21 protein-coding genes are annotated in these 26,942 nt (G+C 64.0%); 9 read left to right on the top strand and 12 right to left on the bottom strand.

The genetic code is table 11. The annotated features are described in order from the left end of the window. The first annotated feature begins 21 nt into the window (after positions 1–21). The 5 genes from H163_RS0103120 (at position 22) to H163_RS0103100 (ending at position 6,910) form a co-directional block, all read left to right on the top strand. Positions 22–1,536 (top strand): AMP nucleosidase, encoded by a 1,515-nt coding sequence (locus H163_RS0103120; protein WP_051105304.1) that lies wholly within the window; start codon positions 22–24, stop codon positions 1,534–1,536. A 124-nt stretch (positions 1,537–1,660) separates the two neighbouring features. Further along, on the top strand, positions 1,661–2,317 hold the full coding sequence (locus tag H163_RS0103115) for a ceramidase domain-containing protein (protein WP_019963087.1): 657 nt from the start codon (positions 1,661–1,663) through the stop codon (positions 2,315–2,317). Positions 2,318–2,396: 79 nt separating this feature from the next. Then, the gene (locus H163_RS0103110; RefSeq protein WP_026355391.1) at positions 2,397–4,691 is read left to right on the top strand and encodes an NADP-dependent malic enzyme; all 2,295 of its coding nucleotides are present in this window, start codon (positions 2,397–2,399) and stop codon (positions 4,689–4,691) included. Between the two features lie 94 nt (positions 4,692–4,785). Continuing rightward, the gene (locus H163_RS22075) at positions 4,786–5,112 is read left to right on the top strand and encodes a chorismate mutase (protein WP_019963085.1); all 327 of its coding nucleotides are present in this window, start codon (positions 4,786–4,788) and stop codon (positions 5,110–5,112) included. A 370-nt stretch (positions 5,113–5,482) separates the two neighbouring features. Then, entirely contained in the window at positions 5,483–6,910 is a 1,428-nt protein-coding gene (locus H163_RS0103100; RefSeq protein ID WP_019963084.1) for a DEAD/DEAH box helicase, read from the top strand. A gap of 208 nt (positions 6,911–7,118) precedes the next feature. Here the strand turns inward: H163_RS0103100 and glyS are convergent, their stop codons facing one another. Beyond that, positions 7,119–9,197: a glycine--tRNA ligase subunit beta gene (gene glyS, locus H163_RS0103095; protein WP_019963083.1), complete on the bottom strand. Its 2,079-nt coding sequence runs from the start codon at positions 9,195–9,197 to the stop codon at positions 7,119–7,121. 499 nt (positions 9,198–9,696) lie between these two features. Here glyS and H163_RS0103090 point away from each other — a divergent pair, with 499 nt between their 5' ends. After that, positions 9,697–11,055, top strand: coding sequence for a putative bifunctional diguanylate cyclase/phosphodiesterase (locus H163_RS0103090; RefSeq protein ID WP_147290392.1), 1,359 nt, complete (start codon positions 9,697–9,699; stop codon positions 11,053–11,055). A gap of 74 nt (positions 11,056–11,129) precedes the next feature. On the opposite strand, the gene H163_RS0103085 is transcribed toward H163_RS0103090, so the two are convergent. The 5 genes from H163_RS0103085 to H163_RS0103065 form a co-directional block, all read right to left on the bottom strand. Then, on the bottom strand, positions 11,130–12,059 hold the full coding sequence (locus tag H163_RS0103085) for a glycine--tRNA ligase subunit alpha (protein WP_174234542.1): 930 nt from the start codon (positions 12,057–12,059) through the stop codon (positions 11,130–11,132). A gap of 398 nt (positions 12,060–12,457) precedes the next feature. Beyond that, positions 12,458–12,640 (bottom strand): hypothetical protein, encoded by a 183-nt coding sequence (locus tag H163_RS0103080; RefSeq protein WP_019963080.1) that lies wholly within the window; start codon positions 12,638–12,640, stop codon positions 12,458–12,460. Between the two features lie 96 nt (positions 12,641–12,736). After that, complete coding sequence (locus H163_RS0103075) at positions 12,737–13,600, bottom strand: S49 family peptidase (protein ID WP_019963079.1); 864 nt, start codon at positions 13,598–13,600, stop codon at positions 12,737–12,739. Positions 13,601–13,651: 51 nt separating this feature from the next. Next, positions 13,652–14,380: a PilZ domain-containing protein gene (locus H163_RS22070; RefSeq protein ID WP_081625944.1), complete on the bottom strand. Its 729-nt coding sequence runs from the start codon at positions 14,378–14,380 to the stop codon at positions 13,652–13,654. 96 nt (positions 14,381–14,476) lie between these two features. Next, complete coding sequence (locus tag H163_RS0103065) at positions 14,477–15,493, bottom strand: uracil-DNA glycosylase (protein WP_019963077.1); 1,017 nt, start codon at positions 15,491–15,493, stop codon at positions 14,477–14,479. A gap of 270 nt (positions 15,494–15,763) precedes the next feature. Here H163_RS0103065 and H163_RS0103060 point away from each other — a divergent pair, with 270 nt between their 5' ends. After that, complete coding sequence (locus H163_RS0103060) at positions 15,764–17,440, top strand: electron transfer flavoprotein-ubiquinone oxidoreductase (protein WP_019963076.1); 1,677 nt, start codon at positions 15,764–15,766, stop codon at positions 17,438–17,440. A gap of 658 nt (positions 17,441–18,098) precedes the next feature. After that, entirely contained in the window at positions 18,099–19,193 is a 1,095-nt protein-coding gene (locus tag H163_RS0103055) for a cell wall hydrolase (protein ID WP_208975294.1), read from the top strand. Between the two features lie 44 nt (positions 19,194–19,237). Here the strand turns inward: H163_RS0103055 and nadC are convergent, their stop codons facing one another. The 3 genes from nadC to nadA form a co-directional block, all read right to left on the bottom strand. Continuing rightward, positions 19,238–20,098, bottom strand: a complete 861-nt coding sequence (gene nadC / locus H163_RS0103050; RefSeq protein WP_019963074.1) for a carboxylating nicotinate-nucleotide diphosphorylase — start codon at positions 20,096–20,098, stop codon at positions 19,238–19,240. Further along, the gene (locus tag H163_RS0103045; RefSeq protein WP_019963073.1) at positions 20,095–21,747 is read right to left on the bottom strand and encodes an L-aspartate oxidase; all 1,653 of its coding nucleotides are present in this window, start codon (positions 21,745–21,747) and stop codon (positions 20,095–20,097) included. The genes nadC and H163_RS0103045 overlap by 4 nt, the downstream gene beginning before the upstream one ends. 143 nt (positions 21,748–21,890) lie before the next feature. After that, positions 21,891–22,976 (bottom strand): quinolinate synthase NadA, encoded by a 1,086-nt coding sequence (gene nadA, locus H163_RS0103040; protein ID WP_019963072.1) that lies wholly within the window; start codon positions 22,974–22,976, stop codon positions 21,891–21,893. Between the two features lie 392 nt (positions 22,977–23,368). Between nadA and H163_RS0103035 the strand changes: the two genes are divergently transcribed. Then, positions 23,369–24,592 carry an MFS transporter gene (locus H163_RS0103035; protein WP_019963071.1) on the top strand — a complete coding sequence of 408 codons (1,224 nt, stop codon included), beginning with the start codon at positions 23,369–23,371 and terminating at the stop codon, positions 24,590–24,592. 109 nt (positions 24,593–24,701) lie between these two features. Here the strand turns inward: H163_RS0103035 and H163_RS0103030 are convergent, their stop codons facing one another. The 3 genes from H163_RS0103030 to H163_RS0103020 are packed head-to-tail and all read right to left on the bottom strand — an operon-like array spanning position 24,702 to position 26,915. Continuing rightward, on the bottom strand, positions 24,702–25,682 hold the full coding sequence (locus H163_RS0103030) for an NUDIX hydrolase (protein WP_019963070.1): 981 nt from the start codon (positions 25,680–25,682) through the stop codon (positions 24,702–24,704). 14 nt (positions 25,683–25,696) lie between these two features. Next, the gene (locus tag H163_RS0103025; protein ID WP_019963069.1) at positions 25,697–26,203 is read right to left on the bottom strand and encodes a tyrosine phosphatase family protein; all 507 of its coding nucleotides are present in this window, start codon (positions 26,201–26,203) and stop codon (positions 25,697–25,699) included. A gap of 55 nt (positions 26,204–26,258) precedes the next feature. Next, positions 26,259–26,915, bottom strand: a complete 657-nt coding sequence (locus H163_RS0103020; RefSeq protein WP_019963068.1) for a YfbR-like 5'-deoxynucleotidase — start codon at positions 26,913–26,915, stop codon at positions 26,259–26,261. Between the last annotated feature and the right edge of the window lie 27 nt (positions 26,916–26,942).

Here is a 26,942-nt window from a genome sequence, read left to right as displayed (position 1 = left end):
CGGTTAAGAACAATAAGGAGAATGCATTTGAAAGACCGGCCCTACCGAAATCCCCTCACGGATCCCCGCCCGTTCGTGCTGGCGCCCGCTGCGCCGCTGGAACCCTTCACCGATGCGGCCGCTGCCGTCGCCCGGTTGATGGACCTGTTCGAGCGCAACACCGCCTTCATCCGGGACGCGTTCCGCGATCTCGTGGCAGGGACGGCGCCCGAGGGCCGGGTGAGGGCCTATTATCCGCAGATCCGTCTGATCACGGAGAGCCATTCGCGCCTCGACAGCCGCATGCCGTTCGGTTTTGTTTCCGGCCCCGGCATCCATGCCACCACAATCACCCGGCCGGACCTGTTTCAGCAGTATCTGACGGAGCAGGTCTCGCTATTGATCCGCAATCATGGTGTGCCGGTGCATGTGGGGGACAGCACGACGCCGATCCCGCTGCACTTCGCCTTCTATGACGGTACTCACGTCGAAGGTGCTGGGGCCATGCCCGGTGACCGGCCACTGGCGGACATGTTCGATCTGCCGGACCTGACGCTGATGGATGACGCCATCGCCAACGGCACCTATGAGCCGGTGGACGGCATCATGCCGCTGGCGCCTTTCACCGGCCCGCGCATCGACTATTCGCTCCACCGCCTGCAGCACTACACCGCGACGGCGGCTGAGCATTTTCAGAACTACGTGCTTTTCACGAACTACCAGTTCTACATCGACGAATTCTGCCGCATGGCGGAAGTTGCAATTGCCGATCCGGAGAGCGGCTACACTGCCTTCGTCGAGCCCGGCAACCTGCTGACGCTGGCTGGCTCGAAGTCGCCCGCGTCGGGCACGGCGCCGGCCAAGCTGCCGCAGATGCCAGCCTATCACCTGAAGCGGGCGGACAATTCCGGCATCACCATGGTCAACATCGGCGTGGGCCCTTCCAACGCCAAGACCATCACCGACCACATCGCTGTGCTGCGGCCGCATGCCTGGCTGATGCTGGGCCACTGCGCGGGCCTGCGCAACAGCCAGACGCTGGGTGACTATGTGCTTGCCCACGGCTATGTCCGCGATGACCATGTGCTGGATCAGGACCTGCCGCTTTGGGTGCCGATCCCGCCTCTGGCCGAGGTGCAGGTGGCGCTGGAAAGCGCCGTTGCCGAGGTCACCGGTTTCTCCGGCTATGAACTGAAGAAGGTGATGCGCACCGGCACGGTCGCCTCCATCGACAACCGGAACTGGGAACTGTGGGACCAGCGCGGCCTCGTGCAGCGCTTCTCCCAGTCCCGCGCCATCGCGCTGGACATGGAGTCCGCCACCATCGCCGCCAACGGTTTCCGCTTCCGTGTGCCCTACGGCACGCTGCTCTGTGTCTCCGACAAGCCGCTTCATGGCGAGTTGAAGCTGCCGGGCATGGCGACGGATTTCTACAAGCGGCAGGTGGCGCAGCATCTGGAAATCGGCATGCGGGCCATGGAGCAGCTACGCTCCATGCCGCCGGAGCGCCTGCATTCGCGCAAGCTGCGCAGCTTTGCGGAGACGGCTTTCCAGTAAGGTCCGGATCTGACGGCAGGCTGGGGACGCCTGCCGTCTTTGCCTTGTAAAAAAGGGCATGTACTCTTGCCACTGTCCGTCCTGTGTCACATTTGACCTGATGCACAGGCATGGAGGCGAAGACATGAACTGGACGGAACCGCTGAACAATTACTGCGAGCGGCTGGACGCCGGTTTCTGGTCCGAGCCGGTCAATGCCATCACCAATGCCTCTTTCATTCTGGCGGCGCTGGTGGCCTTCCTGATGTGGCGCAAGCGGGCGCCGGGCGACTGGCTGGCTCTGGCGCTGATCCTGATCACACTGGCAACAGGCATCGGCTCCTTCCTGTTCCACACCTTCGCCAACCGCTGGTCGCTGCTGGCGGATGTCATTCCGATTGCCCTTTTCATCCATGTCTATCTCTTCGCGGCGCTGAACCGGTTTCTGGGGCTGCGCTGGTACTGGGCGGCAGGCATAACCGGCCTCTTTTTTGTGGCCTCGCCTTTCGCCGGGCGGCTTTTTGCCCCGCTGGTGGGGTCTTCCGCCGGCTATCTGCCAGCGCTTGCCGCCATCTTCATCGTTGCGGCTCTGGCCTGGCGTTCCAGCGCCCGGCTGGCGAAGGGACTTGCGGCGGCCGGTGTGGTGTTTGCTGCCTCGCTCACCTTCCGCACGCTCGACATGCCGGTGTGTGACAGCCTCGCGCTGGGCACCCATTTCATGTGGCATATCCTCAACGGACTGGTTCTATTCCTGCTTTTGCGGCTTCTTTTGCCTGCAACCGGTGGAGCAGGTGCGAAATAAGGTTGAACCGCGCGCGCGGATGGGCCATGCCTCCTTGAGGGAAAAGGCGGCCAAGACCGCTGTCGAGACGAGAGGCGACATGAGCGACAAGAAACCGGCTGGAAGCGATCTGACCGAATCCGCACTGTTCTTCCACAGCCACCCGCGCCCGGGAAAGCTTGAGATCAAGGCCACCAAGCCTCTCGGTAACCAGCGCGATCTGGCTCTGGCCTACTCCCCCGGCGTTGCCGCTCCCTGCCTTGAAATCGCCCGCGATCCGTCCACGGCTGCGCTCTACACCTCCCGCGCCAATCTTGTGGCCGTGATTTCCAACGGCACCGCCGTGCTGGGCCTCGGCAACATCGGCCCGCTCGCCTCCAAGCCCGTGATGGAAGGCAAGGCGGTTCTGTTCAAGAAATTCGCCGGTATCGACGTCTTCGACATCGAGGTGGACGAACTCGACGTCGACCGGTTCGTCGATGCGGTTGCTGTTCTGGAGCCGACTTTCGGCGGCATCAACCTTGAGGACATCAAGGCGCCGGAGTGCTTCCAGATCGAGGCCAAGCTGCGCGAGCGGATGAACATTCCGGTGTTCCATGACGACCAGCACGGCACGGCGATCATCGTCGGTGCAGCGGTCAAGAATGCGCTGGAACTGGCTGGCAAGCCGATCGATCAGGTGAAGATCGTCGCCTCTGGCGCCGGTGCCGCCGCGCTCGCCTGCCTCAATCTCATCGTCTCCCTTGGCGCAAAGCGCGAAAACATCTGGGTTTCGGACATCGAGGGCGTGGTCTATGAAGGCCGCGAAGCCCTGATGGACCCTTGGAAGGGCATCTTCGCCCAGAAGACGGACAAGCGCACGCTGGGCGAGATCATCGAGGGCGCCGACGTGTTCCTCGGCCTGTCTGCTGCCGGTGTGTTGAAGCCGGAGATGGTCGCCAGGATGGCGCCGAACCCGCTGATCCTGGCGCTCGCCAACCCCAATCCGGAAATCATGCCGGAAGCCGCGCTGGCCGTGCGCGACGACGTGATGATGTGCACCGGCCGTTCGGATTTCCCGAACCAGGTGAACAACGTCCTGTGCTTCCCCTACATTTTCCGCGGCGCGCTGGACGTGGGCGCGACGGCGATCAACGAAGAGATGAAGCATGCGGCGGTGAAGGCCATCGCGGATCTGGCCAAGGAAGAGCCGTCCGACGTTGCGGCCCGTGCCTATGGAGGGGCAACCGAGACCTTCGGGCCGAAGTTCCTGATCCCGTCGCCCTTCGATCAGCGCCTGATCCTGCGCATTGCACCGGCTGTGGCCCGCGCAGCGATGGAGACTGGCGTCGCCACCCGGCCGATTGAAGACTTCGACGCCTATCTCGACACGCTGAACCGCTTCGTCTTCCGCTCCGGCCTCGTGATGAAGCCGATCATTCAGGCAGCGACCCGTGAGCCGAAGCGCATCATCTATGCGGAAGGCGAGGATGAGCGCGTGCTGCGCGCGGCTCAGGTGCTGATCGAGGACAAGGTGGCCGTGCCGGTCCTCGTTGGCCGTCCGGACGTGCTGAAGGCCCGCTGCGAGCGCTTCGGCCTGAAGATCCGCCCCGGCGTCGACTTCGAATTCGTCAACCCGCAAGACGATCCGCGCTACCGCGACTATGTGGACGAATATTTCTCCTGCGTTGGCCGCAAGGGTGTGCCGCATGATGCGGCGCGAACCATCGTGCGCACCAACTCCACCGTCATCTCGGCGCTGGCCGTGCGGCGCGGGGAAGCTGATGCGGTGATCTGCGGCCTCGAAGGGCGCTTCATCCGGCATTTGCGCGACATCCGCCAGATCATCGGCCTCAAGGCCGGCGTGCGGGACCTCTCGGCCCTGTCGCTGCTGATCAACGACCGTGGTGCGATCTTCCTGACCGATACTTTCGTGACCGAAGACCCGGATGCGGAAGAGCTGGCCGAGATGGCACGGCTCGCAGCCGAGGAAATCCGCCGCTTCGGTATCGAGCCCAAGGTGGCTCTGCTGTCGGCCTCCAACTTCGGCTCGCGCGAACTGGCCTCAGCCGACAAGATGCGCAAGGCGCTGGACATCCTCTGGAAGGAATGCCCGGAGCTGGAAGTGGACGGCGACATGCACGGCGATTCGGCCCTGTCCGAGCTGCTGCGCCAGCGCGTCATGCCGGACAGCCGCCTGAAGGGCGAAGCGAACCTGCTGCTCTTCCCGAATCTGGATGCGGCCAATATCGCGCTTAACCTGCTGAAGGTGGCAACGGAGGCCCTGCATGTCGGCCCGATCCTGCTCGGCACGGCCAAGCCCGCGCATATCCTTACCGGCTCGGTGACCTCGCGCGGCGTGGTCAACATGTCGGCTCTGGCCTGCGTCGAGGCGCAGAAGAAGGCGGAAGCCTGAGCCATCCATCCCTTGCGCCTGCCGGAGCCAACCGCACCGGCAGGCGTGACGGCGTTCATCCTCTCCGGCTTGGACAGGCAAAGGGCCTTTTGGAATGAAACCTGCAAAGGACTGCGTCACCAAGGGTGACATCCGGACCGAGATCGACCGGATCGACCAGCTTCTTCTGAAGCTTTTCGCCGAGCGGCAGACCTATGTGCGCCAGATGGCGCAGATCAAGCAGCATCCGGACGAAGCCTTCGATGCAGAGCGGATCGAGACCATGATCGAGCGCCTGCGCGGGCGGGCGGAAGACCTCGGACTGGAAGCCGGTCAGGCCGAAGCCGTCTGGCGTGTGCTGATCGACTGGAATGTCGATTATGAACGCCGCACCATTGCCGCCCGGCTGGGGCTTGCGCCGCAGGGCGCCGTTTTATCTTGACTTTCCGGCTTCATGCGCCGATACAGGCGCCAAGATACGGTTTGGCCGCCGCGTGAGCGGCCTGCGTCCTCTCCACGCGCCTGCCCCTCACATGTTGTTGCGGGGCACCCGCAGATCCTGCGGTCTGGCAGATCCGGCCCTTCCCGAAAGGTGATCCGTGACGGAGACAGACAGGATGCGTGAGCCGTTCCGCGTCGCGCCAGAGGCTGCGATGCCTTTTCCCAGGTTCCCATTTCACGCGGGGTTCTGACGGTCCGGATTGCCATTTGGCCCGTGCCGTAACCGCCACGAAAGGCTGGTCCATCATGGGCCGGTCCACCTTGTGCGCGTGCCCTTTGATGCGGCAGGCGCGACAGTTGAAGGTTTTCATTTGACTCAGTTTGAAGCTCTCGGGCTTTCCCAGTCGATCCTCAAGGCCATCGCCGCTATCGGCTACGACCAGCCGACCCCGATCCAGCGCGAAGCCATCCCGCTCATTCTCGCCGGCAATGACCTGATGGGCCTGGCCCAGACCGGCACCGGCAAGACCGCCGCTTTCGGCCTGCCGCTGGTCGAGCGCATGCTCGCCAACCCCAAGCCGGCTCCGGCCCGCGCCACCCGTGCCCTGATTCTGGCGCCCACCCGCGAACTGGTGAACCAGATCGCGCAGAACCTCATTGGCTTCATCAAGTCGACGCCGCTGCAGGTTGCCACCATCATGGGCGGTGTTTCCATCGGCCCGCAGATCAAGCGCATGTCCCGTGGCTGCGACATTCTCGTCGCCACGCCGGGCCGTCTGCTCGATTTGATCGACCGCAACGCCCTGCGTCTTGACCAGGTGGAATATCTGGTGCTGGACGAAGCCGACCAGATGCTGGATCTCGGCTTCATCCACGCCCTGCGCAAGATCGCCAATCTGGTGCCGAAGAAGCGCCAGACCCTGCTGTTCTCGGCCACGATGCCGAAGCAGATCGAGGAACTGTCCCGCTCCTACCTGACCGATCCGGTCCGCGTGGAAGTGGCTCCGGCTGGCCGCACGGCAGACAAGGTGACCCAGTGCGTTCACTTCGTCTCGAACGGCGACAAGATCAGCCTGCTGATCAACTGCCTGTCCGAGCGCCCCGACGATCTGTCGCTGGTCTTCGCCCGCACCAAGCATGGTGCGGACAAGGTGGTGCGCCGTCTGGAAGCTGCCGGGTTCAAGGCCAATGCCATCCATGGCAACAAGAGCCAGAACCAGCGTGACCGCGCCATCAAGGAACTGAAGTCCGGCGAGACCCGCATTCTCGTGGCCACCGATGTGGCCGCACGCGGCATCGACATTCCGGGCGTCAGCCACGTCTACAATCTCGACCTGCCGGACGTGCCGGAAAGCTACGTGCACCGTATCGGCCGCACCGCCCGTGCAGGCGCCGATGGCGATGCCATCGCCTTCTGCGCACCGGACGAAATCGGCCTGCTGCGTGACATCGAGCGCCTGACCGGCATCCGCATCCCCGTCGCCAGCGGTGAAGCTCCGGCCGAGGGCCGTGCTGCTGCCAAGCGCCCGGCGCGCGGCGGCGGCCAGCAGGGCCGTGGCCAGGGCCAGGGACGCGAACAGGGCCGTGGTGAACAGGGGCGTGGCTACGGTGCCCGTTCCGAAGGCGGCCGTGGCCGTGGTGAAGGCGGCAAGAGCGGTTTCGGCAATGGTCATGGCAAGCCCAATGGCGGCCAGGTCCGCAAGCCCGGCAGTGGCCAGCGCCGCCCGCAGAACGGCGGCCCGGCCCAGATTGCCGCGCAGGTTCAGTCCCGCGGTGACCGCCGCGACGCCCGCCCGTAAGGGTGAGGCTGCTTCCGGTGTGAAAGTTTCAGGGCCCGGCGGGAAACCGCCGGGTCTTTTGTTTGTGCGCCTGCCATGATCAGGGAGGGGGGGGCGCTGCCTTCGGGCTCGCTCAGGCGGCGCGGTGTGAGTGGCCAGCATGTTCTCCAAACAAAAAGCCCGCAGCGGTGGCGTTCCGCTGCGGGCTTTTTGTTTCAGGTGGCTGAACTCAGCCGGCGACCTTGGAGAAGTCGGCGACGAGGCCGGCGATGTCGCGGATTTCGGCGAGGAGCTTCAGGCGGTTGGCACGCAGCTCCGCTTCATCGGCGTTGACGAGGATACCGGCAAAGAACCGGTCGACCGGAGCGCGCAGGGCGGCGAGGGCTTCCATCGCGGCGGCGAAGTCTTCGCCCGAAAGCGCCTCGCTGACCGCAGCGCGGGCCGTGTCGATGGCGCTGGCCAGCGCAATCTCGGCCTCCTCGCGGAAGTGGCTGGCGACCGGGCGGCCGGAAACGGCGGCGCCGTCCTTCTTCTCCTCGGCCTTGAGGATGTTGACCGCACGCTTGTAGCCCGCCAGCAGATTGGCGCCGTCCTCGGTGGCAAGGAATGCGCCCAAGGCCTCGACGCGGCGGACGACCATCAGCAGGTCATCCTGCCCGCCAAGGGCAAAGACCGCATCGATCAGATCATGCCGCGCGCCTTCTTCCTTCAGATGGACCTTCAGGCGGTCGGCGAAGAAGGAGAGAAGGTCTGCCGTGATGGCGGAGGCATCGGCGCCGCGCGCACCGATCTGCGGCGCAGCGATGCCGCCAAGCCGCAGCCGCAGCTTGTTTTCCAGAATGATGCGGATGACGCCAAGGGCCGCACGGCGCAGGGCGAAGGGGTCCTTGGAACCGGTCGGCTTTTCGTCGATGGCCCAGAAGCCGGTGAGCAGATCCAGCTTGTCGGCCAGCGCAACGGCGATGGCAACCGCATCGGCTGGCACACGGTCGGACGGGCCTTGCGGGCGGTAATGGTCCTCGATGGCCGTGGCAACGGCGGCGCTTTCGCCCTGGTGGGTGGCGTAGTAGCGGCCCATCAGGCCCTGCAACTCGGGGAACTCGCCAACCATGCCGGAGACGAGATCGGCTTTGGCGAGGCGCGCAGCGCGGCGGGCCTCGTCAGCATCAGCGCCGCATGAGGGGGCCAGTTCTGCGGCCAGCGCCTCAAGGCGCTTCACGCGCTCGCCCTGCGAGCCCAGCTTCTCGTGGAAGACGATGCTGTCCAGCTTCGGCAGGTTGTCTTCCAGCCGGGTCTTGAGGTCCGTTTCCCAGAAGAAGCGCGCATCGGACAGGCGGGCGCGGATCACCTTCTCGTTGCCGGCGATGATCGTCTTGCCGCCATCGGCCGCAATCAGGTTCGAGGTCAGCACGAAGCGGTTGGCAAGGCGCCCCGTTGCCGGATTGCGCAGCACGAAGCACTTCTGGTTGGCGCGGATGGTCAGGCGGATGCACTCGTCCGGGATCGACAGGAATGCCTCGTCGAAGGAGCCTGTCAGCACCACCGGCCATTCCACCAGTCCGGCGACTTCCTCCAGCAGGCCTTCGTCTTCCACCAGTTCCAGCCCAAGCGCCATAGCCTGATCGCGTGCATCATGCACGATCACGTCCTTGCGCCGGTCGGCATCGAGGATGACCTTCTGCTTTTCCAGCTTGGTCATGTAGTCGTCGAAGCGGCGGACGGTGAAAGTGTCGTTGCCATGGAAGCGGTGGCCGCGCGTCGTGTTGCCTGCGGTGATGCCGTCAATGTCGAAGGCGATCACTTCCGGCTCTTCCGTTTCCGGGCCGAAGGTGGCGACGATGGACTTCAGCGGGCGCACCCAGCGCAGGGTGCCGGAGCCCCAGCGCATGGATTTGGGCCAGGGGAAGTTGCGGATGATGCCGGGCATCACGTCCGCAATGATTTCCTCTGCCGGGCGGCCCGGCTTTTCGATGACGGCGATGTAGAATTCGCCCTTCTTCGGGTCGCTCTGGATCGTGGCTTCCTCGATGGAGGAGAGGCCTGCGCCGCGCAGGAAACCTTCCAGCGCCTGAGCCGGGGAGCCGACGCGCGGGCCCTTGCGCTCTTCGCGGGTGGCCTTAGAGGCAACAGGCAGGCCGGCGATATGCAGGGCAAGGCGGCGGGGCGTGGCAAAGGCCTTTGCGCCCTCATAGGTCAGACCGGCTTCCACCAGCGCATTGGTGACCAGCGACTTGAGGTCATCTGCAGCACGGCGCTGCATGCGGGCAGGGATTTCCTCGCTGAACAGTTCAAGCAGGAGATCGGGCATGGGTCTGAACCTTCGATAGAAAACATCGGGGCAGGGCGCGGGCTTGCGCTTGCACACTGCAGCGCGTGTGCCTACCAAGCCCGGCCAAAAATGTCACCCCCAACCTTGTAGAGGAGCCCGGGAAATGGCGCTTTTTCAGCCTTAGCTGCATATGTCATCCTGCCAGCTTGCCGGATATATTTACAGGTTTAAGAGAACTGTTTCATGCTTTCTCAATGGGCTTCAAGAGATAATTGGCAAGGTGTAGATTGGAGCTGGCCCGGACGTGGCAAAAATATCAGTAAGAAATAGAATAGAGAATTTTATATTTTTGATTGTCAGAAATAAATTCTGCTTACCTGTAATTGTGTCTGCTGTTCTGTTTGCGGTGTCCTTAATTTCCGCTGCGGCCGTTGCAAATGAGCAGGAGGGCTGGCCCGATGCCATCGTGATCGTCCTGTCTGCTCTTTTCAGCGCTGTTGCCGGAGCGTGGGCCGGAGCAGCGCTCAAGAAACACGAGTTGTCCAACGCCCTCGAGGAAGCAGACGCCGCGCTGACGGAAGCGCAGGCTCAGGCTCAGCATGATCCGCTGACCGGCCTGCCGAACCGGCGTCATATCGAGATGGTGTTTCCATCCATGGTGCACATGATGGAGCCGGATGAGTTCCGCGCCGTGATCATGTTGGATATCGACGGCTTCAAGCCGGTGAACGACGTCTATGGCCACAGCTTCGGCGATCTTCTGCTCAAGGAGTTCGCCGGCCGCCTGACAGATGCGGTCGGCGAGGGCGGGCTTGTCGCCCGGCTGGGCGGCGATGAGTTTGCCATCGTCACCGGCGTGCTGGCCCACAAGGATGCGGCAGCCGGCATTGCGCGGCGGGTGCTGAACCGGGTGCAGGAGCCGTTTCTGATCGGTGCCCGGCAGGTCACGGTAGGCTCGGGCATCGGCATCGCCGTTTTTCCGGACAATGGCTATTCCATCGTCGAGCTGCTGCGCCGGGCTGATGTGGCGCTCTACCGGGCCAAGACATCCGGCCGCTCCGCGTTCCGTTTTTTCGAAACGCAGATGGATGCTGCCATTCTTCACCGGACGCTGCTGGAGCAGCGCTTGCGCGGTGCCATTGCCAGCAACCAGATCAGCCCCCACTTCCAGCCGATCTGGAACCTGCGCAGCGAGAAGATTGCGGGCTTTGAAGCTTTGGCCCGCTGGACGGACCGGGACTTCGGCAAGGTGCCGCCGTCACATTTCATTCCCATCGCGGAAGACTGCGGCCTGATGCCGGAGCTGACGGACCATCTCCTGACCAAGTCCTGCGAGGCGGCGCTGCAATGGCCGGGGGATGTCTACCTCTCCTTCAATCTCTCCCCGGTGCAATTGCATGACCGGATGCTGCCCTTGCGCATCCTGACCATTCTGGGCAACACCAGCTTTGCGCCGGAACGGCTCGAGATCGAGATTACGGAGAATGCCCTCATCAAGGACCCCAAGACGGCGCGGGAGATCCTTGGCCAGCTTTCGGATGCGGGCATCCGCATCGCACTGGATGACTTCGGCACCGGACATTCCAGTCTCAGGTATCTCAGGGACTTCCGTGTCGACCGTATCAAGATCGACCGGTCTTTCATTGCGGGCATGGCAGAAGGCGGCGAGAACGCGGCCATCGTCCGTGCCATTCTTGGCCTTGCGGCGGGCCTTGGGATCGAGGCCATCGCGGAAGGAATCGAGATGCAGGAACAGCGGGCGCAGCTGCGCCATGAAGGCTGCAACTACGGGCAAGGCTTTCTGTTTTCTCAGGCAGTCAGCGCGGAAGATGCTCATGCGCTGATCTGTGCCAACATTGCCCGCCAGCAGAGCCTGGACACGTCGCAGCCAGCCTGAGGAACGAAAAAGGGCACCCGCCGTACGGATGCCCCATTCCAGTCAGTCCTGAAACTCTGCTTGTCTGGCCTGTTTCAGCCGGAATAGCCGACGCCGCCCGCTGCCGTCTGCAGGAAGGCGCCGCCACAGGCCTTGGCCAGCTCGCGCACCCGCAGAATGTAGCTCTGGCGCTCGGTGACAGAAATCACGCCGCGCGCATCCAGCAGGTTGAAGGCGTGGCTGGCCTTGATGCACTGGTCATAGGCGGGAAGCACCATCTGATGCACTTCGGCGCCTGCAGCCTTGCGGGCGGCCTCACCGGCAGCCAGCAGCCGGCGGCATTCCTCTTCCGCGTCACGGAAGTGGCGGAACAGCATTTCCGTATCGGCATGCTCGAAATTGTGCCGGGAATATTCCTGCTCGGCCTGCAGGAACACATCGCCATAGGTGATCTTGTCCGCACCTTCCCGGCCGTTGTAGTTCAGGTCATAGACGTTATCGACGCCCTGAATATACATGGCCAGGCGCTCCAGACCGTAGGTCAGCTCACCGGAAACGGGTGAGCACTCGAAACCGGCCACCTGCTGGAAATAGGTGAACTGCGACACTTCCATGCCGTCGCACCAGCACTCCCAGCCAAGGCCCCAGGCGCCCAGCGTCGGGCTTTCCCAGTCGTCTTCCACAAAGCGCACGTCATGCACCGACGGGTCGAGGCCGATGGCATAGAGGCTGTTGAGATACAGCTCCTGCAGGTTCTCCGGCGAGGGCTTCAGGATCACCTGAAACTGGTAATAGTGCTGCAGGCGGTTGGGGTTTTCGCCATAACGGCCATCCGAGGGGCGGCGGGAGGGCTGCACATAGGCTGCCTTCCACGGGCGCGGCCCGAGCGAGCGCAGCGTCGTCGCGGGATGGAACGTGCCGGCGCCCACTTCCATGTCATAAGGCTGCAGCACGACGCAGCCCTGATCCGCCCAGTAGCGCTGCAGGGTCAGGATCAGCGCCTGAAAGGAATTTTCAGGGCGCATGTGGTCCGGAAGGGTTTCATTCGGCATCTGGCATTTCCCGGTCGTTCGAGACGGAGAGGGCACGGCGCAGCTGGCCGCTGCCCTGATTGGCCGGAGAGGTGCCACGGAGGCGGGGCAAGGTCAAGCCGCCCCGCACGCAGGCGCGTGATTTGGGTGCGAGTCTGCCGGAGGCAAAGCCCCGCCTATGGCCGCAGCGACCCTCTCCCCCCTTGAGGGGGAGATGTCTGCGCCAGCAGACAGAGGGGGGTAGCAGCGCTTCGGAAACGCAGGAGCTGCCCCACGAACGGACAGTCAGCTACCCCCCTCTGCCCCCTGCCGGGGGCATCTCCCCCTCAAGGGGGGAGAGGAACTGGTGCCTGGCTGACAGTCCGGAATGAATGCTGATAGCCGCCGGAGGATCAGTCCTGCGGCCGGTAACGTCCGGTGCGGGGGTCGAGCTTCAGCGTCACCGGAATGGGCGTGCCCGGCGCGGGACGACCCTTCGACAGGCGCTGGTCCACCTTGGCCATCTCACGGCGCATGGCGCGGGCAAGAAGGAGACCGGCGGTTCCGGCAAGGGCGAGGATGGCGAGAGGATGCATGCGGAATATCTCCAGATGATGTGCAATCCTCCCGCCTGATCGTGGCGGAGACAAGGCACAAAGTGCCTCAACTTGCGGCGTTCCGGTCAAAAAATGTCACAGACCGTAACGGGCCCAAAGGCTGCGGCTCTCCAGGGCGCCCAGCACGTCCTCCGTCAGGGCGCCTGCGCCCAGCGTGGCCCCGAGACCGCCGCCGACGCCGCCTGAGGGCCTGCGGCCAAACAGCCCGCGCGGCTGACCGATGAGAACGGGCTCAGCCTTGTCTCCGAAGCGCTGCTTCAGCACGGAGACGATGTCGCCCTCCCTGTCGGCGAGGCCAAGGCTGCAGGCGGTCCTTCCGGTCCAGAACAGGCCGCTGAACAGATCCGGATCCTGCGAGAGAAGTTCCCCGCGCCGGGCCTTGACCATGGTGATGAACACGTCATGGATTTCGGCCTGCAGCGACTTCAGATGCGCCACGTCTTCCGGATTTTCAGGGCTGAAGGCATCCAGCGACACCTTGCGGGTGCCGGCTGTATAGACGCGCCGTTCCACGCCGATCTTGCTGATGAGTTCGGTGAAGCCAAAGCCAGCGGAGACGACGCCGATGGAGCCGACCACGGACGAGGGATCAACGATGATTTCATCGCCCGCGATGGCGATCATGTAGCCGCCGGATGCCGCCACATCCTCCACGAACACCAGCACCTGCTTGCCATGCTCTTCGGCAAGGGCGCGGATGCGGGTGTAGATGAGGCGGGACTGCACGGGCGATCCACCGGGCGAATTGATGATCAGCGCCACCGCAGGCGCCTTTTTCATGGAAAAGGCCCGTTCGAGCGGCTTGGCCACCGAGGCAAGGGTGAGGCCGCTTCGCAAGGGGCCGCCGCCGCCAATCACGCCCTGCAGGCGCACAACGGGAATGGCGGTGCCGCCGCGTCCGAGGAGCTTCTGAAGTCTGTTCTTGAGTGCTGTCAGCATGAAATCCCGTTCCGGCTTGGATTGGCAGGCCCGTCCTGGCTGCCTTTCCTCTTAGATAGTGCCGCGCGCGAGAAAATCAGCCTTTGTCTTGGCCGCCAGCTGGTTGACGGCTTCCCAGTTGAGGCGCAGGCCTGCGGCCTCATCGTCACACCACATCACCTCCGCAACGATGGCCCGGGGCATGCCCAGCACGCGCAGATGGATGGTCTTGCCCAGATGTTTGACACCTGGCGCCTGCACACGGCAGCCGGAGCGCGCTGCATCCACAATTCGTCCCGTGACGCGGCGCGTGCGTTCAGGGTCCGTCAGCACCACCTGAATGGAGACGGCGCGGCGCGCTTCCGCACGCTGGCTGGCGGCCTCATTCTGGACGCCCGCAAAGACGATTGTTGCGTCATCACCGTTGATGGAGGTCACGGTTGCCGCGCGCAGGCTCTTCTCGTCTCCGAACCGCAGGGCAATGTTCTTCTGAAGCAGCTTGATGTCGGGCGATGTCAGCACGCATCCCCATTGGGTGAGATTGGCAACCGTCACCGGAATGCAGGTCAGGCGCTCCACATCAATGGCTAGAATGGCCGGAGCGCTGGTCTCCGGCGCTGCCGGAGGGCGCGCGCGGCGCGGTGATGCATAGCCGGATTGAGCGGGAGCCGGTTCCTGCGCCTTCTCCGGCGCCGGTTGCGGGGGCCGCTTCGCCGGCACGGGTGTGCGTGCTTCAGCTGCCTCCGGTGCGGGCACCTGAGCCGGTTTTGTCCGTCTTGTTACGAATGCTGTATCCGTCATCGCAGCCGATGCCCCGCCCACTGCAATAAAGCTAGACGGAACAACTTTAAGAATGCGTATATTCACCAGTGCGCCTCACCGGCAAACTGCGTCAGTTCAAGCAGAAAGTGCCTGTTTCAACGCAAGAAAGTCACGCCAGGCCAGCCGCTTTTCCAGCGGGCTGCGCAGGAGATAGGCCGGGTGATAGGTCGCGATGGCGCGGATATTGCGGCTGCCCGCATCATAATCCATCCAGTGTCCGCGCATGCGGCGGATTCCATCCGTGTTGCCTGTCAGTGCCTTTGCGGAGGCTGCCCCGAGGAAGACTAGAAAATCCGGATTGGCCAGTTCGATCTGCCGGGCGATGAAGGGGCGGCAGATTTCGGTCTCCTGTGGCGTTGGCGTGCGGTTGCCCGGCGGGCGCCAGGGCACGACATTGGCGATATAGACGGACGATCTGTCGAGCCCGATTGCGCCCAGCATCCGGTCCAGCAATTGGCCGGAGCGGCCAACGAAGGGCACGCCGGACAGATCCTCGTCCCGGCCCGGCGCTTCGCCCACCAGCATCACCCGGGCGGACGGATTGCCATCGGCAAAGACCAGCGACTTTGCGGTGAGGCGCAGATTGCAGCCGTTGAAGGCAGCAAGGCACGCCTTGAGGTCTTCCAGCGTTGCGGCAGAGCGCGCCGCCTCGCGGGCAGACTTCACCGCCTGCTCGCCGGGGATGACGGCCGGATCGCCTGACAGGACAACCGGTGCCTGCGTCTGCGGCTCCGGCGCTGCAGCGCGCGAAAGGGACGGCAGATTGAGCGGCGGCGGTGCCGCCTGACCGGCGATGCGTGACTGAACCGGTCCCTGGCCATAGTCCTGTGGGCTGTAGCCACTGCTGCGCGGCTCCGGCATGCCGTGGCCGGCATCATGGCTGCGGGCTTGCGGAGCCTGCATGCCCTGCGGCCCCAGCCCTGCGCGTGACTGCCGCGCCATGGCGGCCTGCTCGGCTTCCAGTGCGGACTGGGCGAAGCGGTCGATGACCTCATCTTCCACCCAGCCGTCCACACCCGCACCCTGGAGGAAATCCAGAAGCGCCTCGATGTGCCGGGCCGTCAGGCCAGATGCTGAGGAAGACGTGATCATGCCGCCAATGTAACGGCAGATGGCGCAAAGACAACACGCCTTACCCCGCTCTCCCGTGATATCCGTTCCATTCCTGCGGCAAGCTGGCGGGTTGACTTACGCTTACGTTAACGTAAAGTCGCAACCAGCCAAAACGGAGGAATTGCAGGTCTACTTGAGCTGCTCTAAAGAGGGACGCGACGCTTAGACAGTCAAGCGGGCAGGGTGGGGCCGCCTGCTGCAATTGCGCCAGTCTGTTCGCAGCCTGGCGTGCTTGAGAGGGAGAGTGCGATGACGGAAGAGCTTGAGCTGCCCGAGCGCGAAAGCATGGATTTTGACGTGGTGATTGTCGGTGCTGGCCCCGCAGGCCTTTCCGCCGCCATTCGCCTCAAGCAGATTGCCAACGAGAAGGGCGAAGAGCTGTCCGTCGTGGTCCTGGAAAAGGGCTCGGAAGTGGGCGCTCATATCCTGTCGGGCGCGGTCATTGATCCGATCGCCCTGGACCGCCTGCTGCCGGACTGGCGCAGCGAGGATACGCCCATCAAGACAGCGGTAACGGCGGACCATTTCCTTGTGCTTGGGCCTGCCGGCTCCATGCGCCTGCCGAATGTTTTGATGCCGAAGCTGATGAACAACCATGGCAATTACATTGTTTCCCTGGCCAACGTCTGCCGCTGGCTGGCCACCAAGGCCGAAGAACTGGGCGTGGAGGTCTACCCCGGCTTTGCCGCCGCCGAAGTGCTCTATGACGGCGAGGGCAAGGTTGTCGGCGTTGCCACCGGTGACATGGGCATTGGCCGTGATGGCAAGCCCAACCACAGCTACACCCGCGGCATGGAGCTGCGCGGCAAATACGTGCTGATTGCCGAAGGCGTGCGCGGTTCGCTGGCCAAGCAGCTCATCTCCCGCTTCGCGCTGGACAAGGATGCGGATGTGCCGAAATTCGGCATCGGCATCAAGGAACTGTGGCAGATCGATCCGGCAAAGCACCAGCTGGGTCTGGTGCAGCATTCCTTCGGCTGGCCGCTGGACAACCGCACGGGCGGCGGATCCTTCCTCTATCATCTGGAGGACAATCAGGTCGCCGTCGGTTTCGTGGTGCATTTGAACTACCAGAACCCGCACCTGTCGCCCTTTGACGAGTTCCAGCGCTTCAAGACCCATCCGGCGATCCGTGACACCTTCGAGGGCGGCAAGCGGCTTGCCTATGGTGCACGCGCCATCACCGAGGGTGGCTACCAGTCGGTGCCGAAGCTGTCTTTCCCCGGTGGCCTGCTGATCGGCTGCTCCGCCGGTTTCGTCAACGTGCCGCGCATCAAGGGCTCGCACAACGCCATGCTCTCGGGCATGATCGCTGCCGAGCATGTGATGGAGGCTCTGGGGCGCGGTGAGGCAAATGCCGAACTGACGGCCTTTGACACCGCCTGGCGCGAAAGCGAGATCGGCAAGGACCTGAAGAAGGTACGCAACGTCAAGCCGCTGTGGTCGCGTTTCGGCGCGGTTGTGGGCGTCATGCTCGGCGGCCTCGACATGTGGACGAACGAGCTGTTCGGCTTCTCCTTCTTCGGCACCATGAAGCATGGCAAGACCGACGCGCAGAGCCTGAAGCCGGCCGCCGAATGCAAGCCGATCGCCTATCCCAAGCCCGATGGGGTCGTCTCCTTCGACAAGCTGTCCTCGGTGTTCCTGTCCAACACCAATCATGAGGAGGATCAGCCGATCCATCTGAAGGTGAAGGACATGGCGCTTCAGAAGTCGTCGGAGCACGACGTCTACGGCGGCCCGTCGAACCGCTATTGCCCGGCTGGTGTCTATGAATGGGTCGAGGAAGGCGAGGGTGCGCCCCGCTTCCAGATCAACGCGCAGAACTGCGTCCACTGCAAGACCTGTGACATCAAGGACCCGAACGGCAACATCACCTGGACGGTGCCGGAAGGCTCCGGCGGCCCGAACTATCCGAACATGTAAGACCTCTTCAGCCCCCGGCGAGCCCAGCTTTCCGGGGGCTGTTTTTGGTGGGGGGAGGAGCACACAGGAACACTCCCTCGCCGTCCCGTAGATTCTGCGCCGTCCCGGACGAAGCGAAGCGGAGATCCGGGAACCACTCGCTTCCAGAGCGATGAGATGTGTTGACGCCGGAACGGCTTGCATCGGGCGAGAGCCTGCCGCCAGGCCGTGGGCAATCGCCCTTCTCTGCAAACGAATAGTCCCCGGCTCGCGCTACGCTTGGCCGGGGTGCCTCTGTGCCGGTCATAGCGCCGGTACATGGGCGTATGGCGGCAGGTGGGGCGTGGCTGTGCAAATCGTTCAACGCCTTAACCATAGCCAGCGTGCCGAAGAAAAATTAACGCAGGGGCAGACTGGAAATTTCGCGGCATTAACTCCTTCTCAAGGTTAACAGGACAAACTCAAGATCAAATCTTGATGGGATGTCCCCTGTTGCGTTCGCGGCCCTGTAAAGGCGCGGAAGGTTGGAGTTGCGTTGCGTATGTTTGGCCCGGTTTATCTCTGCGGCAAGCCTATCCGACCGCGCCGGCGCTTCAAGCTCCGTCACGCGCTGGCAGTCGCCCCCCTCGCTTTCATCGGCCTCACGGCGTCCACCGGTCAGCAGGATATCAGTGCGCTGATGTCTGCCGGAGGCAAGCCTTCCTGGATGCAGGCGCTGGAAACCGTTGATTTCAGCTCTCAGCTTCCCCCCACGCTGACCTTGGCACAGGCAACACCCTTGCCGTCCTCAGAGCCGGCGCAGGAAGGTGCCACTGTTTCGGCACCGCAGGGCATGCAGAATACCGCGATCAAGGGACTGGAGCCTCTGGTGCGAGAGACGCTGCCCACGGAAGTGCCGGACGAGATCCGGATCAACCGTACCGGCAAGGGCGACCGTTTCATGTCCATGGCACCGGACCGGGAAATGCTGGAGCAGGCCTCTGGCTCGGTCTATTCCATGGCCAGCCTCATCGGAAACGGCGGCCAGGCCGACATGCCGCGCGTTGCCTTCGTCAAGCCTGAGCCGCTGACGGCAGATCAGCGCAATCAGTTCGCCAGCGCCGCAAAGCAGCCGAAGGGCGGACGCCGCAAGGGCACGGAAGAGGCGGGCGATCCGATGGATCTGCAGCGCATGATGATGGCGCGTAACGCGGCAGCTGCAGGCTTCTCCCTTGTGTCTGCCTATGCGCCCGAGGCGGCCGACACGTCCCGCGATCCATTTACGGCTTTGTTCGGCCCGCAGTATGAAGTGGACCTGCCGCCACCGGAAGATCCGCAGAATCCGCATTGGTGGGCGCAGAAGCCGCTGCCGCTGTCCGTGGCAGAGCCGAAGGAACAGCGTTGCATGGCAGAGGCGCTGTACTTTGAAGCACGCGGCGAATCTGAGGACGGGCAGATCGCCGTTGGTCAGGTGGTTCTGAACCGGGTGAAGAACCCGGCCTATCCCAACTCCATCTGCGAAGTGGTCTACCAGAACCGGACAAAGCGCAACCAGTGCCAGTTCTCCTTCGCCTGCGACGGTATCCCTGACCGGATCACCTCGCCGGATGCCTGGGCTACGGCACAGCGCCTCGCCAAGCAGGTGATTTCAGGCCAGCAGTATCTGAAGATGGTGGATGCCTCGACGCATTATCACGCCACCTACGTGAAGCCGCGCTGGGCCGGTCAAATGAACAAGCGCGGGCAGATCGGCCTGCACATCTTCTACAAGACCAAGGCCGGCGGCTGGAACTGAGGTTGATCAGGAAAGACTGAGAGGCGGCTATGCCGCCCCTCAGCTCATTCGATGCCGATATCGAGCCCCAGATCGAGAACAGGGGCGGAGTGGGTGATCCAGCCGGAGGAGATGAGGTCAACGCCAGCCTCGGCTACGGCTCGCACGGTGGTCTCGTCGATGCCGCCGGAAGCTTCCAGCAGCACCTTGCCGCCGGCAATGGAAACGGCCTCGCGCAGGCGGTCCGGGCCCATGTTGTCCAGCATGATCACATCAGGTTTGGCGTCCAGTGCTTCGCGCAGCTGGTCCAGCGTGTCCACTTCCACCTCGATCTTCACCAGATGCCCGGCAAAGGCCTTGGCCGAGTGGATCGCCTTTGCCACACCGCCTGCAACGGCGATGTGATTATCCTTGATCAGGATCGCATCATCGAGGCCGAAGCGGTGGTTGGAGCCGCCGCCACAGCGCACGGCGTATTTTTCAAAGGCGCGCAGGCCGGGCGCCGTCTTGCGGGTGCAGACGATCTTCGCCTTCGTATGCGCAATGGCATCGGCAAAGCGGGCAGTCGCCGTGGCTATGCCGGAGAGGCGGCCCAGATAATTCAGTGCCACGCGCTCCGCCGCCAGCAGCGCCCGTGCAGGGCCGTCGATGCGGGCGACGATTGCGCCCGGCGTCAGTCTTGCGCCGTCACGGGTCAGCACGTCTACCTTCAGTTTTGGCGACGTGAGGGCGAAGGCGGTTATGGCAAGGTCAATGCCTGCCAGAACGCCGTTCTTGCGCGCAGCGATGACGGCGCTTGCCGGTACATCCGGGCCGATGGTGGCCTGCGAGGTGATGTCCCCGGCACGGCCCCAGTCTTCCAGCAGGGCAGCGTGCACGGCGTCTTCCACCATCAGATGCGGCAGTTCGGGCAGGAAGGAGGTCATGCGCCTTCTCCGGCCATGTTGGCGAGGTCAAAGGCAGACAGCGGGTCCTTCACCGCTTCGCTGGCGCCTGCTGCGGCCGCGTTGACCTGATCCAGCGTCAGATAGCTGCGCTTGGCCTGTGCCGCATCGGCCTGCGGGAAATCGGAACGGTAATGCGCGCCGCGGCTTTCCTTGCGCAGGTAAGCGGCTGCGGCCACGATCTTGCCCGCAAGCATCATGTTGCGGATGGAGGTGCGCTGCACCCGCGCCTCAGCCGCGGCAATGCGGGCAAGGGCGGTCTGAAGCCCGTCCGCGTCCCGCTCCACTCCGACCAGATCATTCATGGTCTGGCGCAGGATGGAGATGGCCGTGCGCTCATCATGGTTGCGCTGGCTGGGCAGGCCCGGCTCGTCGTCCAGCTCTTCCCAATAGGCGGTGCGCGGGGTCGGCATCAGGCCCTGAATGTCTTCGGCGATGCGTGCGGCAAAGACGACCGCTTCCAGCAGCGAGTTGGAGGCCAGCCGGTTGGCGCCATGGGCACCGGTGGAGGCGACTTCGCCAGCGGCCCACAGGCCGTCCAGCGAGGTGCGGCCGTTCGCATCCGTCAGCACGCCGCCCATGTGATAATGCTCTGCCGGGGCAATCGGGATCGGCTGCGTCACCGGGTCGATGCCGGCAGCCATGCAGGTGGCGTAAACGGTCGGGAAATGTTCGGCAAAGCCTGCGCCGATTGCCTCCCGGCAATCAAGGAACACACCACGCCCGGCGGCCCGCTCGCGGAAGACGGCGCGGGCGACGATGTCACGCGGAGCAAGCTCGGCCAGCGGGTGCACGTTCTGCATGAAACGCTCACCGGCGGCATTCACGAGGATCGCTCCCTCGCCGCGCAGGGCTTCGGTGGCGAGCGGTGCCGGATCACGGCCAAGGTCCAGCGCTGTCGGATGGAACTGCACGAATTCTGCATCCGCCAGCACGGCACCGGCGCGGGCGGCCATGCCGAGGCCGTGGCCATTGGCCTCACCCGGATTGGTGGTGACCGAATAGAGGTGGCCGATGCCGCCGGACGCCAGAACAACGGCGGGGGCCTGAAAGGCGAGGCGCTCCAGCCCGCCGCGGCGGCGGGCCATCACGCCCGTGACATAGCGGCCTTCGGTGATCAGGCTCTCGCCGAGGTATCCTTCGATGACACGGATGGACGGCGTGTTGCGCACGGCTGCGACCAGCGCATCCATGATGGCACGCCCGGCCATGTCGCCGCGCACGCGCACTACGCGGCTCTGGGAATGGGCGGCCTCGCGGGAGACCTGCAGGCGTCCTTCCAGATCCTTGTCGAACGGCACGCCATAGCTCAGCAGGTCATGCACCCGGCGCGGCGCTTCCGCCGTCATCATGGCAACGATTTTGTCCTGGCAGATGCCGCCGCCCACGGCCAGGGTATCTGCGAGATGGCTTTCGGATGTGTCCCCGTCGGAAACGGCAGCGGCAATGCCGCCCTGCGCCCAGGCCGAGGAAGCCCCTTCACCAATCGGTGCATTGCTGATGATGGTGACGGGACGCGGGCTGAGTTTCAGCGCGCAGAACAGGCCCGCCAGACCGCCTCCGAGGATCACCACATCGTCCACGCCGCGCGCAGACAGGGAGGGGGCCAGGAATTCGCTACGTATTGCCATCGCAGGGGCTTTCCAAACGGCGCCGGAAGGCAGCTCCGCCTCCGGCCGCAAGGCCGAACCCGGACAGATGGGGGGAGGAAAGGTCCGGGCCGGTCAGAAAACAGGACAGGCCGGCGCGCCAGGGTGACGCGCCGGCTTGCCGGTCAGCTCTTCAGGTTGATCATACGTTCCACCGCCCGGCGCGCAAGGCCGGCAACTGCGGGATCAACCGTGACTTCTTCCTTCATCTCGATCAGGGCATCGAGGATCTTGGACAGGGTGATGCGCTTCATGTGCGGGCACAGGTTGCAGGGGCGGATATAGTCCACGCCCGGCGTTTCGCTCGCCACATTGTCCGCCATGGAGCACTCGGTGATCATCATCACCTTGGCGGGCTTCTTTTCCTTCACCCAGTCGATCATGTGCTTGGTGGAGCCGGCAAAGTCGGCTTCATCCACCACTTCCGGCGGGCATTCCGGATGGGCGATGATCTTCACATCCGGATCGATCTTGCGGTAGTCGCGCAGCTCCTGCGCAGTGAAGCGCTCATGCACCTCGCAGGCGCCATCCCAGATCAGCACTTCCACGTTGGTCTTGCGGGCGACGTTGGCAGCCAGATATTTGTCCGGGATCAGGAACACCCGGTCCACGCCAAGGCTTTCCACCACCTGCACGGCGTTGGAAGAGGTGCAGCAGATGTCGCACTCGGCCTTCACGGCGGCAGAGGTGTTCACATAGGTGATGATCGGCACACCGGGATTGCGTTCACGCAGGCCGCGCACATCCTCTGCAGTGATGGACTCGGCCAGCGAGCAGCCGGCGCGGCTGTCGGGGATCAGCACCGTCTTCGACGGATTGAGGATCTTGGAAGTCTCAGCCATGAAATGCACGCCGCACTGGACGATCACGTCCGCGCTGGTGCGCGTTGCCTCGATGGCCAGCTGCAGGCTGTCGCCCACCACATCCGCCACGCCATGATAGATGTCCGGCGTCATGTAGTTATGCGCCAGAATGACGGCGTTGCGCTCCTTCTTGAGCTTGTTGATCGCATGGATCGTCGGCGCAAGGGCGGGCCATTCGATGGCGGGGATGATGTGCTTGACCTTTTCGTAGATGGGCGCCGTCTCGTGCGCCACCTCTTCCGTGTAGGCCAGATCCGGACGGTTCACCGCACCATGACGGTCAATCGCCAGTTCCGCTGCAGGCCTGACCTCGCAGGCGGAACGTGAGGAAATCAGCGTGGTAGCCATAGGGCCGTACTCCCTTTGGAGCTCAGATCTATTATGCTCAGTTTGAGCATATTGCCGGTAAAAGAAAACGGGACTTACCGCCCCTTGCCTGCCATCGTCTTTTGCTCTTCCTGAGCTTATATAGTCCTGCCCGCAGACCAAATCCACACTTTCTGCAGAAAAGTGTCATATTTTTGAAAAGATGATATTTTCCAGAGGCTTGTTTGTGTGCTGGCAATGGGTTGCGGATTGGAGGCGAGGCCGTTCCAAAACAAAGCCCCGTTCAAACGGCCCATAAGAAGCTCTCATCCCTGCATCACAAACATTCACTTGAGCAAAACTACTCCAGGGTCATAGTAGCGGGCGAGGGGCTTATCACACGGCCCGGAGTGTGTGAATCGGAGAAACCGGGCATGTCTGCAGCGTCAACGCCTGCAAGGGCCAATATTCCGCTGATCATCATCTGCGGCTGTGCCATTGCGCTTCTGTCCTTCGGGCCGCGCTCGACCATGGGCATGTTCTTTCAGCCGATGACGGAAGCGCGCGACTGGTCGCGGGAGATCTTCTCGCTGGCCATTGCCATCCAGAACCTGATGTGGGGCATCGGCCAGCCGGTGGCAGGCATGTTTGCCGACCGGTTCGGCACCTGGAAGACGATTGCGCTCGGCGCAGTGTTCTATGGCTCGGGCCTGTGGCTGATGGCGGATGCCACCTCGCCGGTGGCGCTGCACATGACCGGCGGCGTGCTGATCGGCCTTGGCATTGCCTTCTCCAGTTTCTCCATGGTGCTCGCCGCCTTTGCCCGCACGGTGACGCCGGAAAAGCGCTCCCTCGCCTTTGGTGTCGGCACGGCCTCCGGTTCGCTGGGCCAGTTCCTGTTTGCGCCGCTGGGTGCGGGGCTGATTGCCGAAATCGGCTGGCACAACACGCTGCTGGCCTTTTCCGGCCTGATGGCGCTTCTCCCGCTGCTCGCCATCGCCCTGCGCGGCAAGCCGGATGCAGCCGCCTATGCCGGCACCAGCGCCGACCAGAACCTCGGTCAGGCCATCGCCGAGGCCTTCAAGACGCGCGGCTATCTGCTGCTGACGCTGGGCTTCTTCGTCTGCGGCTTCCATGTGGCATTCATCACCGTACATTTGCCGCCTTACATCTCTGACCTCGGACTTGAGGCGCGCTGGGGCGGCTATGCCATCGCCCTCATCGGCCTGTGCAATGTCGTGGGATCGCTGGCATCGGGCTATATCGGCACGCGCCATTCCAAGCCGCATTTCCTGTCGCTGATCTATTTTGCCCGCGCGGTGGCCATCACCCTGTTCCTCATGGCCCCGGCCTCACCGGCCTCGGTGCTGATCTTCTCGGCAGCCATGGGCTTTCTCTGGCTGTCCACCGTGCCGCCCACGTCCGGCCTAGTGGCGGTCATGTTCGGCCCGCGCTACATGGCAACGCTCTTCGGCTTCGTCTTCCTGTCGCACCAGCTCGGCTCGTTCCTCGGCGTCTGGCTGGGCGGCAAGCTTTATGACGAACTGGGCTCCTATGACGCGGTCTGGTGGCTCGGCATCGCCCTCGGCCTTCTCGCCGCCATCGTCCACTGGCCCATCCGCGAGCAACCCGTCGCCCGCCTCGCGGCGGCGGAGTGAGTGATCTGCACCTCAACCTCTCCATCGTCATCCCGGACGCGCCTGCGCGATCCGGGATCGGAGAGCCGGGGTGCAAATTGGCTGGTTTTACAAGTAGATAAGCCTCGGCTCACCGCCCGCCAACCCTGAGCCCTGGCGCAGGGCGTTCCTTCAGGATTTCGCGGCGGAAGCGGAAGAGGGCGGCGGGGCGGCCGCCGGTGGCGGTGGAGGTGGCGCCGGTGGGCTCCACCAGTTCGGCGTTTTCCACGAGGCGGCGGAAGTTCTGCTTGTGCAGGTGCCGCCCGAAGATCGCTTCCACCGTCTGCTGCAATTCGGTGAGGGTGAAGGTGTCGGGCATCAGCTCGAAGATCACCGGGCGGTATTTCAGCTTGCCGCGCAGGCGCGAGAGGGCGGTGGCCAGCACCCGGCGGTGATCGAAACGCATGGGGCGGCCGAATTTCGGCAGATCCGGGCAGGCCAGCGCCTCGGGCCGCCCGTCACGCAGGGCCTCCTGCACAAGACCGGCACCATAGATCAGCTCATAGCGGTCAAGCGCGCGCTCTTCGTCCCAGCTGCCTTCATCCTCACCAAAGGCAAGGCGGATGCGCTCGGCCCGGCCAAGGCCGCTATGCGGCGCCTCCGGCGGCATGCGGCCGGAGGCGGCGTGCAGCGCGGGCAGAAGATCGCGGTCGAGCATCGCAGGCCGCCCGTCGCGCCAGTCTTCCCAAGGGAAATAGTCATACCAGGACCGCCAGGACGAATGATGCTGCGACAGCACATCCTCGCTGTCCGCGCTCTTGCGGGTAAGGGCGAGATAGCCGACGGACACCACATGCGGGCCACTGTCGCCGGTGGTCATGTGGCGGCCCCGGTCGCCGAAGGTGTAAAGCTGCTCCACATAGCCGATGGTGAGGGCAGTCTGTTCCTCCACCCAGGTGCGCAACCCGCTTTCAAAGGTGCGGTGATGCAGCGGATCGAAGGGGCCGAAGGGCAGGCCCTCGGCCTCGTCCTCTCCGCCGCCGGCAAAGGTGACGACCTGCGGCACGCCCTCGCGCACGGCCACGATCACGGCATTCAGGCCGATCTCGATGGTTGCCGTGGTCTGGTTCATCCGCGCCCGCTCCTTCAGGCCAGAGGCATTTCGAAGGGCGTGCCCTCAAAGGCATCTGCCCCGCGGCCGATGGCACGGATCGCCTCGATCATGCGCCCGTCGCGGGCAAGCATGCGGTCGGCAATCGCCACCAGCCTTGCATTGGGTGTGGCGGAGGGGGCACGGGCACGCAGAACCGAGGCAAGCTCCGCCTCATCGGCATCCGGCGTCAGCGCACAGGCGGTGATGAAGGCGCCCGCCGTGGACCGGCTGATCCCCGCCCAGCAATGGATGACCAGCGGGGCGGATTTGTCCCAGTCCTGCACGAAGTCCAGAAGCGAGCTCACATGCGCTTCGCCGGGGGGCACAAGGCCTTCCACCGGGTCCACGATGTCGTTGAAGCCAAGGAACAGGTGATTGGCCGCCGCAATGGACTGGGGCCGTTCCACCGGCGTGCCGGCATTGATCAGGCTGACCATGCGGGTGGCGCCCGTCCGCTCCACCGTTTCCTTGAGGCGGGAAAGAGAAGACACGTAAAGCATCAATCGGTCATCCTGAAACTGTGTCTTTGGAGAGTAACCTTTTTACACCCCTGCGTCACCGCCCGCGCGCGGCCTTCTGCGGCATGTTTGCGGCAAGGGCGGCTATGGCCTCGAAGCGTTCGGTGAAGGCAATCTGGGCAGTGGCGGCGGGCATTGGCTCCAGCCCGAGGCGCGGTGCATCCGCCGGGCCGGTCCCGAAGCCCTTGGGCCGCCCAAAGATCTTGCCTGCCTCCTCATCGCCGAATCCCGCCAGTTCCACCGCCTCGAAATAAGCGCAGATGATATCCGCCTTCTTCGCCAGTTTCTTGACAGCCTCCGGCAGCTTGCCCGGCAGGCCGAAACGCCTGTGGATGGCTTCCTGGAGGCGGCCTTCCACCAGCTTGTAGTCGCCGCCCATCACGGACTTGAACGGGGAGATCATGTCGCCGATCACATATTCCGGCGCATCGTGCAGCAGCACCGCAAGGCGCCACTGCGGCGTCAGGTCCGGCTTCAGCTGCAGGGCGATGTCTTCCACCACAAGGCTGTGCTGGGCGACGGAAAAGGCATGGTCGCCGTGCGTCTGGCCGTTCCAGCGGGCGACGCGGGCAAGGCCATGGGCAATGTCGGACAGCTCCACATCCAGCGGCGAGGGGTCCAGCAGATCGAGCCTGCGGCCGGAAAGCATGCGCTGCCAGGCGCGGGGCGGAAGTTCGGGGCGGTCGGCAGCCATGGATGCTCCGTCAGTCTGGGGCCGGTC

Source organism: Pannonibacter phragmitetus DSM 14782 (genome assembly GCF_000382365.1).
Classification (GTDB): domain Bacteria; phylum Pseudomonadota; class Alphaproteobacteria; order Rhizobiales; family Stappiaceae; genus Pannonibacter; species Pannonibacter phragmitetus.
Note: the sequence above shows the minus strand (reverse complement) of the source record. Positions and strands in the feature narration are given on the sequence as shown.

What these genes read in the sequence shown, in the direction of transcription:
- H163_RS0103055 (WP_208975294.1), top strand. Translation starts at nt 18,099, where the DNA reads ATGTCTGCCGGAGGCAAGCCTTCCTGGATGCAGGCGCTGGAAACCGTT.
- H163_RS0103075 (WP_019963079.1), bottom strand. Translation starts at nt 13,600, where the DNA reads ATGCTGACAGCACTCAAGAACAGACTTCAGAAGCTCCTCGGACGCGGC.
- H163_RS22070 (WP_081625944.1), bottom strand. Translation starts at nt 14,380, where the DNA reads ATGACGGATACAGCATTCGTAACAAGACGGACAAAACCGGCTCAGGTG.
- nadC (WP_019963074.1), bottom strand. Translation starts at nt 20,098, where the DNA reads ATGACCTCCTTCCTGCCCGAACTGCCGCATCTGATGGTGGAAGACGCC.
- H163_RS0103025 (WP_019963069.1), bottom strand. Translation starts at nt 26,203, where the DNA reads ATGCTTTACGTGTCTTCTCTTTCCCGCCTCAAGGAAACGGTGGAGCGG.
- H163_RS0103080 (WP_019963080.1), bottom strand. Translation starts at nt 12,640, where the DNA reads ATGCATCCTCTCGCCATCCTCGCCCTTGCCGGAACCGCCGGTCTCCTT.
- H163_RS0103060 (WP_019963076.1), top strand. Translation starts at nt 15,764, where the DNA reads ATGACGGAAGAGCTTGAGCTGCCCGAGCGCGAAAGCATGGATTTTGAC.
- H163_RS0103045 (WP_019963073.1), bottom strand. Translation starts at nt 21,747, where the DNA reads ATGGCAATACGTAGCGAATTCCTGGCCCCCTCCCTGTCTGCGCGCGGC.
- H163_RS0103085 (WP_174234542.1), bottom strand. Translation starts at nt 12,059, where the DNA reads ATGCGCCCTGAAAATTCCTTTCAGGCGCTGATCCTGACCCTGCAGCGC.
- H163_RS22075 (WP_019963085.1), top strand. Translation starts at nt 4,786, where the DNA reads ATGAAACCTGCAAAGGACTGCGTCACCAAGGGTGACATCCGGACCGAG.
- H163_RS0103065 (WP_019963077.1), bottom strand. Translation starts at nt 15,493, where the DNA reads ATGATCACGTCTTCCTCAGCATCTGGCCTGACGGCCCGGCACATCGAG.
- H163_RS0103110 (WP_026355391.1), top strand. Translation starts at nt 2,397, where the DNA reads ATGAGCGACAAGAAACCGGCTGGAAGCGATCTGACCGAATCCGCACTG.
- nadA (WP_019963072.1), bottom strand. Translation starts at nt 22,976, where the DNA reads ATGGCTACCACGCTGATTTCCTCACGTTCCGCCTGCGAGGTCAGGCCT.
- H163_RS0103020 (WP_019963068.1), bottom strand. Translation starts at nt 26,915, where the DNA reads ATGGCTGCCGACCGCCCCGAACTTCCGCCCCGCGCCTGGCAGCGCATG.
- H163_RS0103030 (WP_019963070.1), bottom strand. Translation starts at nt 25,682, where the DNA reads ATGAACCAGACCACGGCAACCATCGAGATCGGCCTGAATGCCGTGATC.
- glyS (WP_019963083.1), bottom strand. Translation starts at nt 9,197, where the DNA reads ATGCCCGATCTCCTGCTTGAACTGTTCAGCGAGGAAATCCCTGCCCGC.
- H163_RS0103115 (WP_019963087.1), top strand. Translation starts at nt 1,661, where the DNA reads ATGAACTGGACGGAACCGCTGAACAATTACTGCGAGCGGCTGGACGCC.
- H163_RS0103120 (WP_051105304.1), top strand. Translation starts at nt 22, where the DNA reads ATGCATTTGAAAGACCGGCCCTACCGAAATCCCCTCACGGATCCCCGC.
- H163_RS0103035 (WP_019963071.1), top strand. Translation starts at nt 23,369, where the DNA reads ATGTCTGCAGCGTCAACGCCTGCAAGGGCCAATATTCCGCTGATCATC.